This window comes from Bacillus sp. ISL-41 (assembly GCF_018613235.1).
GTDB lineage: Bacteria > Bacillota > Bacilli > Bacillales > Cytobacillaceae > Mesobacillus.
In genome coordinates, this window is sequence record NZ_JAGGQP010000019.1 from 92,732 (window position 1) to 109,133 (window position 16,402).

The following is a 16,402-nucleotide window of genomic DNA, read 5'->3' on the forward strand; positions in this document are numbered from 1 at the left end:
CATATTTGCAACTTGGAAAGGTGGGATATGATGCGAGATGGCTTGATCGCTGGGCATACGGCCTCCATCGATGTCATTGTTACACCAGATATGTTTGCCCGCTTTGAGGGAAAAGTCGTCCATCCAGTATACTCCACGGTTTCAATGGTGTATCACATGGAATGGGTTTCACGGCAAATTATCATTCCCTTTTTAGAGGATCATGAAGAAGGAATGGGAGGTGCGGTAACTGTAAAGCACATCGCCCCATGTACCGAAGGAGCTAAGGTAACAATTACTGCTACCGTCACAGATCTAAAGGACAATACCATTCTTACTAATGTAAGGGCTGAAAGCAAGGGTCGCCTTATAGGAGTAGGGGAAGTAAAGCAAGTGGTCCTTCCTAAAGAGAAGATAACTGAATTACTTACTGGAAGCTAAAAATTTTTGCGCCAAAATGAAAGCGCTAACATGATTTAACGGAATAAAGGGGGAAAGAACAATGGATATGTTCGAACAAATTCGTGAACACGAGCAAGTTGTGTTTTGTAATGATGAAGCAACAGGATTAAAGGCGATTATCGCGATTCATAGTACTCGGCTGGGACCGGCTCTGGGCGGCTGCCGTATGTACCCTTATAAATCAGTAGACGATGCACTTGAAGATGTACTGCGACTTTCGAAGGGCATGACCTATAAGTGTGCAGCGGCTGATGTTGATTTCGGCGGCGGGAAGGCTGTCATCATAGGCGACCCTACAAAAGATAAAAGTCCAGAATTGTTCAGGGCATTTGGACAGTTTGTTGAGTCGATCCAGGGCCGTTTTTATACAGGGACAGACATGGGTACGGATCCGGAAGATTTTGTGCATGCATTAAAAGAAACAAATTGCATCGTTGGCGTGGATGAAGTGTATGGCGGCAGCGGTGATTCTTCTGTGCCGACAGCACAGGGCGTGATTTTTGGATTGCAGGCAACAAGCAAAGCGCTTTGGGATACGGATGATTTATCCGGGAAGTCTTATTCGATCCAGGGACTGGGCAAGGTAGGCTACAAGGTAGCAGAATACCTTCTGGAAAATGGTGCAGACCTGTATGTTACAGATATCAATCAAAAAGCAATCGACCAGATTGTCCAGAAAGCCAAGGAAATGGGAGCGGGAATCAAGGTAGTAAACAGTGACGAAATTTATTCCCAGCCAGCAGACATTTTCATTCCGTGCGCAATGGGCGGAATCATCAACGATGAGACCATTCCACAGCTTCAGGTTAAAGCGGTGGTGGGATCAGCGAACAACCAGCTCAAGGAAGAACGTCACGGCCATATTCTTCAGGAAAAAGGGATCCTTTATGCGCCTGATTATATCGTTAATGCTGGCGGATTGATTCAGGTGGCAGATGAGCTGTATTCACCAAACAAGGAACGAGTCTTAAAGAAAACGAAGGCAATCTATAATTCACTTTTAAATATTTACAGACAGGCAGAGAGTGAAGGAATCACAACGGTCGAAGCTGCGAATAAATTTTGCGAAAACCGGATCGAAGCCAGAACAAGACGCAACAGCTTTTTCTCACATATGAAGCGTCCGAAATGGGCAGTGAGGATGTAATAGATTCATAGACTTATAAAAAAGGGTGAGCCGATGGAAAAGGATTTTCCGATTTTTCAAGTGATGGACCAAAACGGAAACATTGTTTCTGAGGAACATAAAGATTTGGTGACTGAAGAGCGAGTGAAGAAATTTTATTCGGAAATGGTAAGGATCCGGACGCTGGACAGGAAATCCATCAGTCTCCAGCGGCAAGGGCGAATCGGGACATACGCTCCATTTGAAGGACAGGAAGCTTCCCAGGTAGGAACAGCTCTGGCACTCGAAAGTGAAGACTGGATGTTCCCGACGTACCGTGATCATGGTGCGGCAACGGTGTTCGGCCACTCCTTGAGGAATATTTTGCTGTTCTGGAATGGACGAAATGAAGGCTGTGTGCCGCCGGATGGGAAAAAGATTTTTCCGCCGGCCATCCCGATTGCAACCCAAATTCCACACGCTGCAGGTGCAGCATTTGCCGAAAAGCAAAAAGGTACAAAGAATGCGGCCATTTGTTATTTCGGTGATGGCGCGACCTCGGAAGGAGACTTTCATGAAGGCTTGAATTTTGCCAGCGTCTTCAAATCTCCGGTCGTCTATTTTTGCCAGAACAATCAATATGCAATTTCAGTGCCAATCAGTAAACAAATGAACTCTGCAACCATTGCACAAAAAGCTCTTGCCTATGATATTCCAGGTGTAAGGATTGATGGTAACGATGTTTTTGCTGTTTTTGCTGAAACGGAAAAGGCACTGCATCGGGCTCGAAATGGTGAGGGACCGACACTGATTGAAGCGATGACCTGGCGTTATGGGTCCCATACCACTGCTGACGATGCCTCCAAATATCGTGATCAAGGTGAAAGTGCGCTCAAGCGAATGGACACAGATCCTTTGCTAAGGCTGGAACGCTGGCTGAAAAATGAATGGCTTTACGATGCAGCATGGGTGAAGGAAATAGAAGAGCAGGCAGCGGCAGAAATTGATGGTGCTGTACAAGAAATGGAGAAATTCCCTAAAGCTGACCCGGCTGTGATCTTTGACTATGTTTTTGAGAAACCTACATGGACAATCGAGAAGCAGAAGCGGGAGTACCTTGAACTGATCGGAGGTGAAGCATGATGGAAACAGCACTTCAGACAAAGACTTTGACGCTTGTCCAGGCGATAACCGATGGACTAGATACGATGCTTAGTGAAAGCAAGGAAGTGATCCTTCTAGGTGAAGATATCGGGAAAAACGGCGGAGTCTTTCGCGCTACTGATGGCCTTCAGGAGAAATATGGGGAGGACCGCGTAATAGATACGCCATTGAGTGAAGCAGGTTTTGTAGGGGCAGCGATTGGCATGGCAGTGAACGGATTCCGTCCCGTTGTGGAAATTCAGTTCCTGGGCTTTATTTATCCTGCCTATGAACAAATCATGACCCATGCTTCGAGACTGCGGATGAGAACTCTTGGGCATTTTACTGTTCCAATGGTGATTCGCGCTCCTTATGGCGCCGGTGTGCGAGCACCTGAAATTCATTGTGACAGCACAGAATCCCTTTTTACCCATATGCCAGGAATGAAGGTAGTCTGTCCATCCAATGCCTATGATGCAAAAGGACTGATGATTGCTGCGATTGAAGATCCAGATCCTGTCCTATTTTTAGAGCCAATGAGAAGTTATCGTTCCTCACGCGGTGAGGTTCCGGAAGGAAAGTATACAGTTGAAATAGGTAAAGGAAAGAAGATGACAGAAGGCGAAGATGTGACGGTCATTGCCTGGGGCGCAATGGTACCAGTAGCGATGAAGGCTGCTGAAGATATGAAGCAAAAGGGGATCAATTGCGAGGTCCTTGATTTAAGGACACTCTATCCTATCGACAAGGACCTTGTCATAGAGTCAGTCCAAAAAACTGGCCGGACGGTAATTGTCCATGAAGCCCATGCGACAGGCGGTACTGGCAGTGATTTAATATCACTGATCAATGATGAGGCATTCCTTTATCAAAAGGCCCCGGCAGAAAGAGTGACGGGCTATGATACGCCTGTACCGTATTTTGGTTTTGAAGATCATTATCTGCCGACGCCGAAAAGAGTCGCAGCTGCCATACAGAAAGTAATGAAGTTTTAGGAGGCGTGCCGATTGGTTGAAGTAAAGCTCCATGACATTGGGGAAGGCATGACCGAAGCGGACATCAATTGTTATCTGGTGAAACCGGGGGATATCGTCAAGGCTGATGATCCCCTGGTGGAAGTCCAGACAGACAAAATGACCGCAGAGATTCCTGCTCCCCGTGCAGGTGTAATTAAAGAACTGCTGTTAACTCCAGGGCAAACGGTAAAGGTAGGGACAACTTTACTGATCATGGAGGACAGTACCAGTGCAGGTAAGCCTGTTGAGTCCCAGAAGATAGTTGAAGCTGTAAAAGCAGCAGCCGAACCTGCCGAGTCTGCGGTAGCTGTTTTGGACAGACCCACTGCAAGCAAGGTCCCTGTAGGTGTTAGTGCGCGACTGGGCCAGATCCTTGCTTCACCTTATACCAGGAAAGTTGCCCGGGAAAACGGCGTCAATATTATGGAGGTCAAAGGGACTGGACCAGCAGGCCGGATTAACGAAGAAGATATACTTGCCTTTGTTCATCTAAGAGAGCAAGGGGTTGCGAGTAATTCGGAAGGTGGTTCCGAACAGCAGGTTCCGAACGTTTCGGAAGCAAGTTCCGAACTGCAGGCTTCGAACCTTTCAGAAGCTGGTTTTGAAGAGAAAGATTCCGCTCGTAATGAGGATACATTGCCATTCCGCGGCCGCCGCAAGCAGATTGCAAAAAAGATGGTCCAATCCATGTACACGATCCCTCACTGTACTCACTTTGAGGAAATTGATGTAAGTGAGTTGATCACTTTAAGGGAAGAAATCAAGGCTTCCGGAAACTCTATTTCTGCAACTGCCTTCTTTATCAAAGCTCTTTCGATTGGGTTAAAAGAATTCCCTGTCTTTAATGCGCGGCTTGATGAGGAAAACGAACGCATCCTGCTGTTGCGTGAGCACCATATTGGAATTGCCGTGGACACGCCAGAAGGCCTGATTGTGCCGGTAATCAGAAATGTGGAGCAGAAGAATTTAAAGGAAATCCATAGTGAAATGAAGCATCTGACAAAGCTCGCCCTTAATGACAAGCTGACGGTTAAGGATATATCTGGCGGTACATTCACGATCAGCAATGTCGGTCCGCTGGGCGGCAGCATTGGTGCGACACCAATCATTCAGCACCCGCAGACAGCGCTCGTTTCCTTCCATAAAACAAAGAAACGGCCAGTTGTCACAGATCAAGACGAAATTGCCATCCGTTCTATCATGAATCTGTCAATGGTGTTTGACCACAGAGTCGCAGATGGGGCAACGGCTGTTGCCTTTACAAACCGTTTTGCACAGTTGATTGAGAATCCGAAAATGATGTTGTTGGAATTGATGTAACAGTTTTCAAGAATAGACACTTTACCACACAAAAGCATTATAGCTTTACATCGCGCTCTTGAGAGGGCATGGATAGTTACTATAAAATTATTTTTAATATTATAAATATTCTTTCAGGAGGTTTTACAATGCAAGAGAAAGTAATGGTATCTGGCCAAAGTACAGAGGACTTTTTTCCGGTACAGGATGTTGATTATTTAGAGCTGTATGTAGGGAATGCCAAGCAGGCATCTCACTTTTTCCAGACGGCTTTTGGCTTTAAGGTAGTAGCTTATTCCGGCCTTGAAACAGGGAATCGTGAAACTACATCTTATGTCCTGCAGCAGCGTAAGATCCGTCTTGTTGTGACTGGAACCTACAATGATTCATCTCGTGTAGCCCAGTTTGTCAAGGCTCACGGCGATGGCGTCAAGGACATTGCGCTTGCTGTTGATGATGTCGAGAAAGCGTATGAGGGAGCGGTTAAGCGGGGAGCAATTGAAATCCAGCCGCCGCATGAAGTTTCTGATGAAAACGGTACATTAAAAAAAGCAGTCATCGGTACATATGGTGACACCATCCACACACTTGTTGAAAGAAAAAATTACAACGGCTTGTTCATGCCAGGGTTTGTTGAGCACGAAACAACAGTCCCTGTGAATGACGCTGGTTTCATCGGGATTGACCATGTTGTCGGCAATGTTGAGAGAATGGAAGAATGGGTTAACTATTATGCGAATGTTATGGGCTTCAAAGAAATGAAGCACTTTACGGATAAGGATATCGTGACAGAGTATTCAGCATTGATGTCCAAGGTAATGCATAATGGCGGTCGCATTAAATTCCCGATTAACGAGCCGGCAGAAGGAAAGCGCAAGTCGCAGATCCAGGAATACCTGGAATTCTACAACGGACCCGGAGTTCAGCATCTTGCGATTTTGACAGAAGATATTGTCAGCACAGTTGCACAACTGCATGAAAATGGTGTTGAATTCCTGAGCACACCGGATTCTTACTATGAAATGCTGGCAGAGCGTGTTGGCGAAATTGATGAAGAAATCGATAAGCTAAAAGAGCTTAGCATTCTAGTAGACCGCGACGATGAAGGCTATCTGCTGCAGATTTTCACGAAGCCAATCGTAGACCGTCCAACTCTCTTTATTGAAATCATCCAGCGCAAAGGCGCAAGAGGTTTTGGTGAAGGAAACTTCAAGGCTCTATTCGAATCAATCGAGCGTGAACAGGAACGACGCGGCAACCTTTAATAGCCGGGAGTGAAGGGGGCGAATCGCTCCCTTTTGTTATAAACGGCGTCTTAGAATTGGGGGATGAACATGAATGTAAAAGCAAGAGCAGAACTCGAAGGAATCACACCATACGCCCTCGGACAGACAATTGATGAGATTAAAGAGCAGTATGGACTTACTAAAGTAAGGAAGCTTTCGGATAATGAAAATGTGTATGGCACATCGCCAAAGGTCAGAGAAGCAATCATACAGGCATCTTCTAAACTGGCATTCTATCCGGACGGATTGACCTCAGGAATCGTGGAGAAACTTTCCGCCTATTATAAATTGGGTCCAAATCATTTTCTTGTTTCGAACGGTTCAGAGGAAATCATTCGCCTTCTGACAAGAGCGTACATTAATAAAAATGAGGAAGCGGTCATGGCAGAAGTAACTTTCCCTCGCTATAAAACGAATGTGGTGATCGAAGGCGGCAGAGCTGTCACCGTTCCGATGATTGACGGCAGGCATGATCTTAAAAAAATGCAGGAAGCCATCAACGAAAAAACAAGAATGGTATTCGTCTGCAACCCGAACAATCCAACCGGAACGATTGTCGCCAAGCACGATTTGCTTTCTTTTATCGACAATGTACCTTCAAATGTGCTGATCATCATGGATGAAGCTTATTTCGAATACACAGATTCTGATGAATTCCTGGATACGATGCCATTGCTTGATCAATATCAAAACATCGTCATCCTCAGAACTTTTTCAAAAATTTATGGCCTTGCCAGCCTGCGAGTTGGCTATGGCATCATGCATGAAGATATCGCGAAGGAGCTTCATAAAGTCAGGGACGTATTCAATGTGAACCAGCTTGCACAGGAAGCAGCAATAGCTGCTATTGAGGACCAAGATTTCATAAAAGACTGTGCCGCTAAGAATAGTGCAGAAAGAACTTTCCTTAGTGCGAAGTTTAAAGAGTTGGAGATAGATAGTTTCCCATCGCAATCCAACTTCTTGTTTGCTTTTACAAATAGACCAGTTATTCAGAAGCTTACAGAGAATGGTGTTCTTGTCAGGCAGATGCACTTGCCAGGGTACAAGGAAGCATTCCGGATTACTCTCGGCACACATGAGGACCATGAGTTCATTTTGAAAATTGTCAGCCAGCTTTTTCATGAAAGGGCGGTGTAACCCTTGGAAATCAAAACAGATCAACTTGAATGGAGAGACGCATACAAGCTCTTGCAAGGATCGGTCCTGCCGAGGCCCATTGCCTTTGTTTCCAGCCAGGATGAAAACGGGAACGCCAATCTGGCTCCATTCAGTTTTTTTACTGTCATCAGCTCAAACCCGATGATGGTCTGCTTTTCGCCAATGAGAAGAGGGACTGACGGCGCGAAGAAAGATACGCTTAAAAATATTGAAAGCACAAAGGAGTTCGTCATCAATATTGTCAGTGAGGCGTTCGTCCAGCAGATGAATGACTGTGCGACGGAATTCGCATCAGATGTTGATGAATTTGAGGCTTCGGGACTGACCAAGGTTGACAGCGTCGCGGTTAGACCATCACGGGTCAAAGAGTCCAAGGTCCATCTTGAGTGTATTCTCGATCAGGTCCTGCACTTTGGCGGGGAAGAAGCTGGAGCTGGCAGCCTTGTCATTGGCAAAGTTGTTCATGTCCATGTGGAAGATAGCCTTTATGAAAATGGCCGCATTAATTCTGAGAAGCTAAATCCGGTTGGCAGGCTGGCAGGCGCTACTTATACTCTACCGCTGGCAAAAACCTTTGAACTGCAAAGAAAATAGGTGATGACATGAAACTTATTACGTTTATGAAAAAAGATGGCACAGTGAGAGCTGGCTGGATTGACTCCAGCAATATGGCGGTTGATATGCACGAAGCATCGAATGGGACGTTGCCTGACAATATGCTGGCATTCATCGAAAACCATGCGGCATTCATGGAGTATATCCAAGAAAATAAAGGCTTGATTGAGACAGGGAATGGTTCTTATCCGCTGAATGACGTAACCTTGAACGCGCCGCTCCCAAATCCTAAGAGTGTCCGGGATTTTTACGCATTCGAGCAGCATGTAAAAACAGCGAGGGAGAACCGGGGGCTTGAAATGATTCCTGAATGGTATGAAATCCCGGTATTCTATTTTACCAACCATCTTGCCATCAAAGGGCCAGAAGATGAAATCAGCCGTCCGCAAGCATGCGAGTGGCTCGATTATGAATTGGAAATCGCCTGTGTCATCGGCAAGGGAGGCCGGAATATCAAGGCTGAGAATGCAGAACAGCATATATTCGGATTTTTTATCATGAATGATTGGAGTGCCCGTGATCTGCAGCGTCACGAAATGAAAGTAGGCCTTGGACCGGCGAAGGGCAAGGATTTCGCGACTTCATTTGGTCCATATCTGGTCACGAAGGATGAGCTGGATTCCATCAAGGCGGAGAAAGGCTATAACCTGCAAATGACAGCAAGGGTGAACGGAAGGGAACTTTCGAGTGGCAATGTGAAGGATCTCTATTATTCCTTCGGTGAGATGATTGAGCGTGCTTCCGCGGGGACGACACTGTATCCCGGAGAGGTAATCGGCTCAGGTACAGTAGGAACAGGCTGTATCCTGGAGCTTGGTACAGATGTCCACCGCTGGCTGGAGCCCGGCGATGAAGTAGAGCTTGAGATTGAAGGACTAGGTGTCTTGAAAAATAAAATAATCGAAGACTAGAAAGAAGGTGTAATTATGTATTACCGTCAGCTGGGAGAAATCCCGAAGAAACGCCATACCATTTTTAAAAAGGAAGACGGTTCGCTTTTTCGCGAGCAGGTAATGGGAACCAAAGGTTTTTCCGGCACACAGTCAATCCTTTATCATCATCATATGCCGACTGAGGTCGTGAAGAGCGAATTAATCGGCAGTTACATGCCTGAATATGAAGAACAGGCATCATTGAACCATCGGCACTTCCTGACCGACCAGATCACGAAAACGGGGGATGCTTTAAGTGGAAGGGAATATATCCTTGGAAATGATGACCTCCTGATTGGATTTGCGAATATCACTGAAACGATGATGCAATTTTACCGCAATGGTGATGGAGATGAAATGTTCTTTTTCCATCATGGATCAGGCAAGGTGGAGACGATGTTTGGAACGATAAACTATCGTCCTGGTGATTATGTCGTAATCCCAATCGGAACGATGTACAGGGTTGTTCCAGATGATTCTGAGCAGACAAAGGCATTGATTGTTGAATCGTTCAGCCAGATCACGACTCCCCGACGTTACCGCAATGAATATGGGCAGCTTCTCGAGCACAGCCCATTCTGTGAACGAGATATCCGCGGACCGGAAACGCTGGAAACCTTCTCTGAAAAAGGGGAGCATGAGGTGATCACGAAGACGCGCGGCCATCTGCATCGTCACGTGTTGAACCATCACCCGCTTGATGTTGTCGGCTGGGATGGCTATCTGTATCCGTGGGCGTTCAATATCGAGGACTTCGAGCCGATCACCGGCCGAATCCATCAGCCGCCGCCTGTCCACCAGACGTTTGAAGGCCATAATTATGTTGTATGTTCCTTCGTGCCAAGGCTTTACGACTACCATCCTGAAGCGATTCCGGCTCCATATTACCACAGCAATGTCAACAGCGATGAGCTGCTGTACTATGTAGAAGGCAACTTCATGAGCCGCAAAGGAATCAAGGAAGGCTCGATTACACTGCACCCAAGCGGGATCCCGCACGGACCGCACCCAGGAAAGACGGAAGCGAGCATTGGCAAAAAAGAAACTTTAGAGCTTGCCGTCATGATCGATACATTCCGGCCGCTGAAAACGGTAAAGAAAGCAATGGGCATCGAAGACGACCAGTATATGTATACCTGGATCGAGAAATAAGGAAATAAGACCAATTCGCTAAAGAGCGGGTTGGTTTTTTTCGTTGGAAAACTGGAAAAAACATGCGTTTTTCCAGTTTGCGAATAAAATTTTAGATTTTGCGAATAAACATATGGTTTTTGCGAATAAAATTTTTTTGCAAAATATACTAATGGAATTCTCTAATAATCCGGGCGAAAAACATGAGCAGCACGATCTTCAGTAATCAAAAAACAAGTGAAAAATATTAAAAACATGCAAAAACGTCTGGTTTTGAGGGTTTCCTAAACATTATAAGGGTAAAGTCATTGCAAAATAATCCAAACCAAAATAGGCAATACTAACAAAATCGATTACGGATTAGGAGGATATGAAGTGACTTTATCTATATTTGCCTTGGGCGGCATCAATGAAATCGGAAAAAACATGTATGTTGTCCAATATGAGGACGATATTTTTGTGATTGACTGCGGAGGGAAGTTCCCTGATGAAAGTTTATTGGGAATCGATTTGATTATCCCGGAAATGACCTATCTTGAAGAAAACAGAGACAAAATCAGGGGGTTGATCGTGACCCATGGACACGAGGACCACATTGGCGGGGTCCCATATTTCTTCAAGAAACTGAAAGCACCAGTCTATGCAACAAATTTCACTCTCGGTTTAATCGAGCTGAAACTGAGTGAACATAAGCTTTTAAGAGGAACTGAACTTAACAAAATAAATTCAGATTCAGAATTGGATTTCGGCAAGGTGAAGGTTTCTTTTTTCAAAGTGAGCCACAGCATCCCGGATTGTTTGGGGATTGTCTTCCATACGCCTGAAGGTAATGTTGTCCATACCGGAGATTTCAAATTCGACCTGACGCCTGCTAATGATGAGCAATCGGAGATTCATAAGATGGCGAAGATTGGAACAGAAGGTGTAATGGCGTTGCTTTCGGAGAGCACGAATGCGGAGCGAACCGGATTGACGCCATCAGAAAGAATGGTGGCCAGCCATCTTGAAGAAGCCTTCATGAAAGCGGAAGGTAAAATCTTTGTTTCAACTTTTGCTTCTAACGTGAACCGGGTTCAGCAGGTTGTGGAGGCAGCAATCAAGACAGACAGAAAGCTTGCGCTGCTTGGCAGGAGTATGGTCAATGTAGTCGATGTGGCGATCGAAAGAGGGTACTTGAATGTTCCTGAGGGAATGCTGATACAATCGAATGTAGTCGACCAACTGGATCCACATAAGGTTGCCATCCTGTGTACTGGCAGCCAGGGAGAGCCGATGGCCGCGCTTTCCCGCCTCTCATCAGGAAATTACCGCGATGTCTCGGTATATCCAGGAGATACCGTCATCATGGCGGCATCGCCAATTCCCGGGAATGAAAAGGATGTTTCCAAGATCATCGATAATTTGTTCAAGCTTGGTGCGAAAGTCATTTACGGCTCCGGCAGTACCACTGGCATGCATGTTTCCGGGCATGGCTACCAGGAAGATCTCAAGCTGATGCTGACTTTGATGAAGCCTAAGTATTTCATCCCGATACACGGGGAATACAGGATGCTGCATCACCACCTCTTGCTGGCGGAATCTGTTGGTGTAGAAAAGGGAAATACATTTATCGTGAAAAATGGTGATATCGTTGACATTGAAAATGGAGAAGCGCGCCAGACCCGCAATGTCCCAGCAGGTGATACGTATGTTGATGGCGTAAGTGTCGGAGATGTAGGCGAGATCGTGCTCAGGGACAGAAAGCAGCTATCCGAGGATGGAATGCTGGTCATTGTCCTTACATTAAGCAAAGCCGAACGGAAAATCATTTCAGGACCGGATACTATATCACGGGGGTTTGTTTTTGTGAAAAACTCAGAGGATCTGATGAAAGATGTAAATAATCTTGTGACAAAAACAGTAACCGAACTTCAAGAAGACAATGTATATCGCTGGAATGTCATTAAGCAGGGCATCAAAAAAGCAGTTGGTCAGCACATCTTCCAAAAAACAAGAAGAAGGCCGATGATCTTGCCGATTATAATTGAGATCTAATTTTCATCGTGGACCAGGTACTTAGACATTGTGCCTGGTCCATTCTGTTGACATGACACTAAAAGGTGTTATAAATTAAAGAAGTGACACCAAATAGTGTTATTTAACCAATGGAGGCCAAAATATGGATACACAAAGAGAAATTCGCAAAACAATCATTCTAAATGCGCCAATTGAAAAAGTATGGAAAGCAGTCGCGACATCTGAAGGGATCGCTGCCTGGTGGATGCCGAACACATTTGAACCGGAGCTTGGCAAAGAGTTCATCCTCCACGCAGGTCCTTTTGGAGATTCACCATGCAAGGTAACGGAATTGGATCCGCCGAATCGTCTGGGCTTTGATTGGGGGCAGGATTGGCACCTTCTATTTGAACTGAAGGAGCTGGAAGGAAAGACAGAGTTCACATTAATCCACTCCGGTTGGGACCCTGATAAGGTCACTGAGTTTGGACAGCCTCATACGGTTATCCAGGGAATCATGGATAATGGCTGGGACAAAATCGTTAACGAAGCACTTCCAGCCTACATCGAGGGCTAACATGTCAGATTCACATGCAAAACATGATGTTTTCCAGGCTGTTGCAGACCCTACTCGCCGGAAAATACTGAAGCTGCTCGCGGACAAGGAGATGCCAGTTGCATCTATAACTGAAGAATTTCCGATTACGAGGACGGCTGTAAACAAACACTTATTTGTGTTATCTGAGGCAGGTTTGGTAACCAGTAAAAAAATTGGACGTGAAACTCGCTATTCATTACAGCCAGAACCGCTTCAGGAATTGAAGGAATGGCTTTCGTTTTTCGAGTTATATTGGGACAACAAACTATCTGCATTGAAAAATTTCGTGGAATGTGATGATGACTAAGTTTCAGGTGTCCTGGATGCTTACTCTTCTATTTTAAAACTTCGAGCATGGAGAATTCTCCATGCTTTTTGCATTCCTGCTTAACAAATGAGTAGATAAGGTCTACACTAATAACTATCGATTATTGCATCTCCGAGGAGGGAGCAGGCCATGGATATCAACCTAAATCAAAAAGTCATCAAGGAATTATGCGGAACTGTTTCCTTCAAGCGGGGGAATGCGTTTTACCGTGCGGATAAAGTAGAGTTCAAAGACTACGAAGAGAAACGGGTGAATGCAACCGTTACAGGGGCGGATGTATTCCATGTCACTGTCACGAAAACCGGGGCCAGCCGTTTTACAACGGAGTGCACTTGTCCGAAGCTTGCTTCTGTCAAATATGAATGCCAGCATGTAGCCGCGGTCCTGCTGGCTATTTTAGATGAGCAAAAGCATGGATCATCAAATTCACTCAAGAATTTTAATCATCCAGGAAGTGAGCTGGCTGAAGGGCTGCTGACCATTTTCAGTGAAGGACCACGAAGAACAAGCGGCCACCAGCTTCATTTTGAAACAAGGAAGCCCTTGAATACGATATTCATGATTGAGCCGGTCGAAACCAGTGATCAGCAAATGATGCTGGGTGTTTCGATGAGTATTGGGCCGGTCGAAATCGAAGATATTTCGGGATTCTTGATTAGTGTGGTGAATCGGCAGTCAGCATTGCTATCTGATTTGTTCACCTATAATCCTGAGTTTCATTGTTTTCATAATGAAAACGACTCAATCATCAAAATACTAATCCAGATTGTCCAGGACTCAGAATTGGTGGTCAAAAACGATAATGACTCGTCAATCTTAATCATTCCGCCATCCTTTTGGCAGCAGCTGTTGCCGCTGTTGGAAAAGGCTCCGGATGTTAAGTTGAAAGAGGATGGCCAGGTGACCGGGCCGTTTTCTGTTTCCAACGATAGTCTTCCGCTTTTGTTCAACTTTGAAAAAATTACCGAGGTAGACTATTCCCTAAAAATTGCTGGAATCTCTAATCTGATCGTCCTTCATAAATATGACCTCGTTTGGTCGAAAGCCGAGTTGTTCCAGCTCAGCACCGAGGATTGCAGCAGATTATTCGAACTGAAAAATATGCTGTCACAATCCAAAAAGGATAGCATACCGATTTTACAGGATCAGATGGGGTTTTTTGTGGAAAAAGTCGTGCCTGGCCTGCGCAGTATTGGGGAAGTGCAAATAGATGGCGATATCACGAAGCAATTTTTAACAGAGCCATTGACCGCAAAGCTTTACCTTGATAGGGTAAATAACCGATTGCTGGCAGGGGTCGAGTTCCAGTATGGAAAGATCGTTTTCAACCCGATTGAGGAAAGGGAACCGAAAGTGACCTCGTTGTTGATCAGGGACATGGTCAGGGAGGACCTGATTCTGGAGTTGCTGGATGAAGGTTCATTTGCAAAAACGGATGGCGGTTATTTCTTGCATAACGAAGAGTTGGAATATGAATTTTTGTATCACATCATGCCGAAGCTGCAAAAGCTTGTAGAGATATACGCGACAACAGCCGTCAGGACTCGGATTTTCAGGGAGCCGGCCCGGCCGCAAATACGTGTCAAGGTGAAAAAAGAGCGGACAAACTGGCTTGAGTTCAAATTTGAAATGGAGGGGATTCCTGAAAAACATATCAGGGATATTCTTGAAGCTCTTGAGGAAAAACGAAAGTATTATCGGTTGCGCAATGGAGCGTTGATGTCTCTGGAAACGAGGGAATGGGAGGAAATCCAGCGTTTCTTGAAGGCAGGGCCCATCCAGGATGAAGATTTGGAAAAAGGGTTAAATGTCCCGATTGTCCGTGGGATGCAAATGCTGGAATCATTCGAGGATGGGTCCGTTCTAAGATTAGAGGATTCGTTCCGCAGTTTCCTGAATGAAATAAGTACACCTGGAAAAGTGAAATTTGAGGTCCCTGATAACCTGGATCCAATCTTGCGAGAATACCAGAAACAGGGTTACCACTGGATGAAAACCCTCGCAAGTTACGGATTTGGCGGTATCCTGGCAGACGATATGGGACTTGGTAAAACACTGCAAAGCATCGCCTATATTGCATCGGAGCTTTCCAATATAAAGAAGAACCGACAGCCTGTCCTGATTGTCTGTCCATCTTCCCTTGTTTATAATTGGCTCAGTGAATTCATGAAATTCACTCCTGAAATCCAGGCAGTGATCATCGACGGCAATAAATCAGAGCGATCCAAGCTTCTTAAGGATGTTTCGGGCATTGATGTAGTCATTACATCCTATATGCTTCTGCGCAGGGATATTCACCTGTACGAAAAAATCAAGTTCCACACTGTATTTTTCGATGAAGCGCAGGCTTTTAAAAATCCTCTGACACAAACAGCAAAAGCTGTGTTGGACATACAGGCTGACCACCGGTTCGCATTGACAGGTACGCCGATTGAAAATTCCATAGAGGAGTTATGGTCTATTTTCCGGGTGGTGTTCCCAGAGTTATTCCAGGGATTAAAGGAATACAGCAATCTGACAAGCAAGACCATCTCCCGCAGGATTCGCCCATTTTTACTGCGAAGGGTAAAGGAAGAGGTGCTTGGGGAGCTGCCAGAAAAAATTGAATCAATCGATAGAGTTGAATTGCTGCCTGAACAAAAAAAGCTTTATGCAGCGTATCTGGCAAAACTTCGCCATCAAACGCTGAAGCAGCTGGATAAGAATACGATCAGGAAGAACCGGATCAAAATTCTGGCTGGCTTGACACGATTAAGGCAAATCTGCTGCCATCCTGCTTTGTTCGTAGACGGATACAAGGGTGAATCGGCAAAGCTAGAACAGTTGAAACAAATCATTGAGGAATCCAGGTTCGCTGGAAGAAGAGTTCTCATATTCTCACAGTTCACGAAAATGCTCGACTTGATTGGCAGGGAATTGGCATATGAGGGAATTCCGTTCTTTTACCTGGACGGACAGACACCTCCTGAAGAGCGAGTGGAAACGTGCGAAAAGTTTAATGCTGGAGAACGGGACTTTTTCCTGATCTCCTTAAAAGCTGGGGGCACAGGCTTGAATCTTACTGGAGCTGACACAGTCATCCTTTACGATCTATGGTGGAATCCGGCCGTGGAGGAGCAGGCCGCAGACCGCGCCCACCGAATGGGACAGAAAAATAAGGTCCAGGTCATCAAATTGATCGCCAGAGGAACGATCGAAGAAAAGATGAACGAGCTTCAGGATAAAAAGCGGAACATGATCGAAGAAATCATCGAAGAAAAAAGCTCAGCTTCGCTGACAGAAGAAGATATCCGCGAAATTTTACAGATTTAGCTTTAGTTGAATCAACCAGGATATCTATGAGTCTCAGCAC

General features: G+C 45.4%; 14 protein-coding genes. All 14 read left to right on the top strand.

What is annotated here, in order from left to right:
• Nucleotides 1–30 precede the first annotated feature (30 nt).
• The 14 genes from J7I80_RS09115 (at nt 31) to J7I80_RS09180 (ending at nt 16,362) form a co-directional block, all read left to right on the top strand.
• Complete coding sequence (locus J7I80_RS09115) at nt 31–420, top strand: thioesterase family protein (protein WP_214737744.1); 390 nt, start codon at nt 31–33, stop codon at nt 418–420.
• Nucleotides 421–481: 61 nt separating this feature from the next.
• Entirely contained in the window at nt 482–1,588 is a 1,107-nt protein-coding gene (locus tag J7I80_RS09120) for a Leu/Phe/Val dehydrogenase (protein ID WP_214737746.1), read from the top strand.
• A gap of 33 nt (nt 1,589–1,621) precedes the next feature.
• A complete protein-coding gene (gene pdhA, locus J7I80_RS09125) occupies nt 1,622–2,689 on the top strand; it encodes a pyruvate dehydrogenase (acetyl-transferring) E1 component subunit alpha (RefSeq protein ID WP_214737748.1) in 1,068 nt (355 codons plus the stop codon).
• Complete coding sequence (locus J7I80_RS09130) at nt 2,689–3,684, top strand: alpha-ketoacid dehydrogenase subunit beta (protein ID WP_214737982.1); 996 nt, start codon at nt 2,689–2,691, stop codon at nt 3,682–3,684. The genes pdhA and J7I80_RS09130 overlap by 1 nt, the downstream gene beginning before the upstream one ends.
• Nucleotides 3,685–3,732: 48 nt before the next feature.
• The gene (locus J7I80_RS09135) at nt 3,733–5,025 is read left to right on the top strand and encodes a dihydrolipoamide acetyltransferase family protein (RefSeq protein ID WP_251027689.1); all 1,293 of its coding nucleotides are present in this window, start codon (nt 3,733–3,735) and stop codon (nt 5,023–5,025) included.
• Nucleotides 5,026–5,153: 128 nt separating this feature from the next.
• Nucleotides 5,154–6,269 (top strand): 4-hydroxyphenylpyruvate dioxygenase, encoded by a 1,116-nt coding sequence (gene hppD / locus J7I80_RS09140; protein ID WP_214737752.1) that lies wholly within the window; start codon nt 5,154–5,156, stop codon nt 6,267–6,269.
• 69 nt (nt 6,270–6,338) lie between these two features.
• Nucleotides 6,339–7,430, top strand: coding sequence for a histidinol-phosphate transaminase (hisC, locus tag J7I80_RS09145; RefSeq protein WP_251027677.1), 1,092 nt, complete (start codon nt 6,339–6,341; stop codon nt 7,428–7,430).
• Nucleotides 7,431–7,433: 3 nt separating this feature from the next.
• On the top strand, nt 7,434–8,045 hold the full coding sequence (locus J7I80_RS09150; protein ID WP_214737755.1) for a flavin reductase family protein: 612 nt from the start codon (nt 7,434–7,436) through the stop codon (nt 8,043–8,045).
• Between the two features lie 8 nt (nt 8,046–8,053).
• The gene (locus J7I80_RS09155) at nt 8,054–8,977 is read left to right on the top strand and encodes a fumarylacetoacetate hydrolase family protein (protein WP_214737757.1); all 924 of its coding nucleotides are present in this window, start codon (nt 8,054–8,056) and stop codon (nt 8,975–8,977) included.
• Between the two features lie 15 nt (nt 8,978–8,992).
• Nucleotides 8,993–10,150, top strand: a complete 1,158-nt coding sequence (locus J7I80_RS09160) for a homogentisate 1,2-dioxygenase (RefSeq protein ID WP_214737759.1) — start codon at nt 8,993–8,995, stop codon at nt 10,148–10,150.
• Between the two features lie 354 nt (nt 10,151–10,504).
• Complete coding sequence (locus J7I80_RS09165) at nt 10,505–12,163, top strand: ribonuclease J (protein WP_353050094.1); 1,659 nt, start codon at nt 10,505–10,507, stop codon at nt 12,161–12,163.
• A 124-nt stretch (nt 12,164–12,287) separates the two neighbouring features.
• A complete protein-coding gene (locus J7I80_RS09170; RefSeq protein WP_214737761.1) occupies nt 12,288–12,701 on the top strand; it encodes an SRPBCC family protein in 414 nt (137 codons plus the stop codon).
• 1 nt (nt 12,702) lies between these two features.
• Nucleotides 12,703–13,029 carry an ArsR/SmtB family transcription factor gene (locus tag J7I80_RS09175; protein ID WP_214737763.1) on the top strand — a complete coding sequence of 109 codons (327 nt, stop codon included), beginning with the start codon at nt 12,703–12,705 and terminating at the stop codon, nt 13,027–13,029.
• 150 nt (nt 13,030–13,179) lie between these two features.
• Nucleotides 13,180–16,362, top strand: a complete 3,183-nt coding sequence (locus tag J7I80_RS09180; RefSeq protein WP_214737765.1) for a DEAD/DEAH box helicase — start codon at nt 13,180–13,182, stop codon at nt 16,360–16,362.
• Nucleotides 16,363–16,402: the final 40 nt, after the last annotated feature.

Excerpts from the sequence above, each read along its gene's own strand:
- J7I80_RS09170 (WP_214737761.1), top strand. The coding sequence starts at position 12,288 with ATGGATACACAAAGAGAAATTCGCAAAACAATCATTCTAAATGCGCCA.
- J7I80_RS09115 (WP_214737744.1), top strand. The coding sequence starts at position 31 with ATGCGAGATGGCTTGATCGCTGGGCATACGGCCTCCATCGATGTCATT.
- pdhA (WP_214737748.1), top strand. The coding sequence starts at position 1,622 with ATGGAAAAGGATTTTCCGATTTTTCAAGTGATGGACCAAAACGGAAAC.
- J7I80_RS09160 (WP_214737759.1), top strand. The coding sequence starts at position 8,993 with ATGTATTACCGTCAGCTGGGAGAAATCCCGAAGAAACGCCATACCATT.
- J7I80_RS09175 (WP_214737763.1), top strand. The coding sequence starts at position 12,703 with ATGTCAGATTCACATGCAAAACATGATGTTTTCCAGGCTGTTGCAGAC.
- J7I80_RS09130 (WP_214737982.1), top strand. The coding sequence starts at position 2,689 with ATGGAAACAGCACTTCAGACAAAGACTTTGACGCTTGTCCAGGCGATA.
- hisC (WP_251027677.1), top strand. The coding sequence starts at position 6,339 with ATGAATGTAAAAGCAAGAGCAGAACTCGAAGGAATCACACCATACGCC.
- J7I80_RS09135 (WP_251027689.1), top strand. The coding sequence starts at position 3,733 with ATGACCGAAGCGGACATCAATTGTTATCTGGTGAAACCGGGGGATATC.
- J7I80_RS09180 (WP_214737765.1), top strand. The coding sequence starts at position 13,180 with ATGGATATCAACCTAAATCAAAAAGTCATCAAGGAATTATGCGGAACT.
- J7I80_RS09120 (WP_214737746.1), top strand. The coding sequence starts at position 482 with ATGGATATGTTCGAACAAATTCGTGAACACGAGCAAGTTGTGTTTTGT.
- J7I80_RS09155 (WP_214737757.1), top strand. The coding sequence starts at position 8,054 with ATGAAACTTATTACGTTTATGAAAAAAGATGGCACAGTGAGAGCTGGC.
- hppD (WP_214737752.1), top strand. The coding sequence starts at position 5,154 with ATGCAAGAGAAAGTAATGGTATCTGGCCAAAGTACAGAGGACTTTTTT.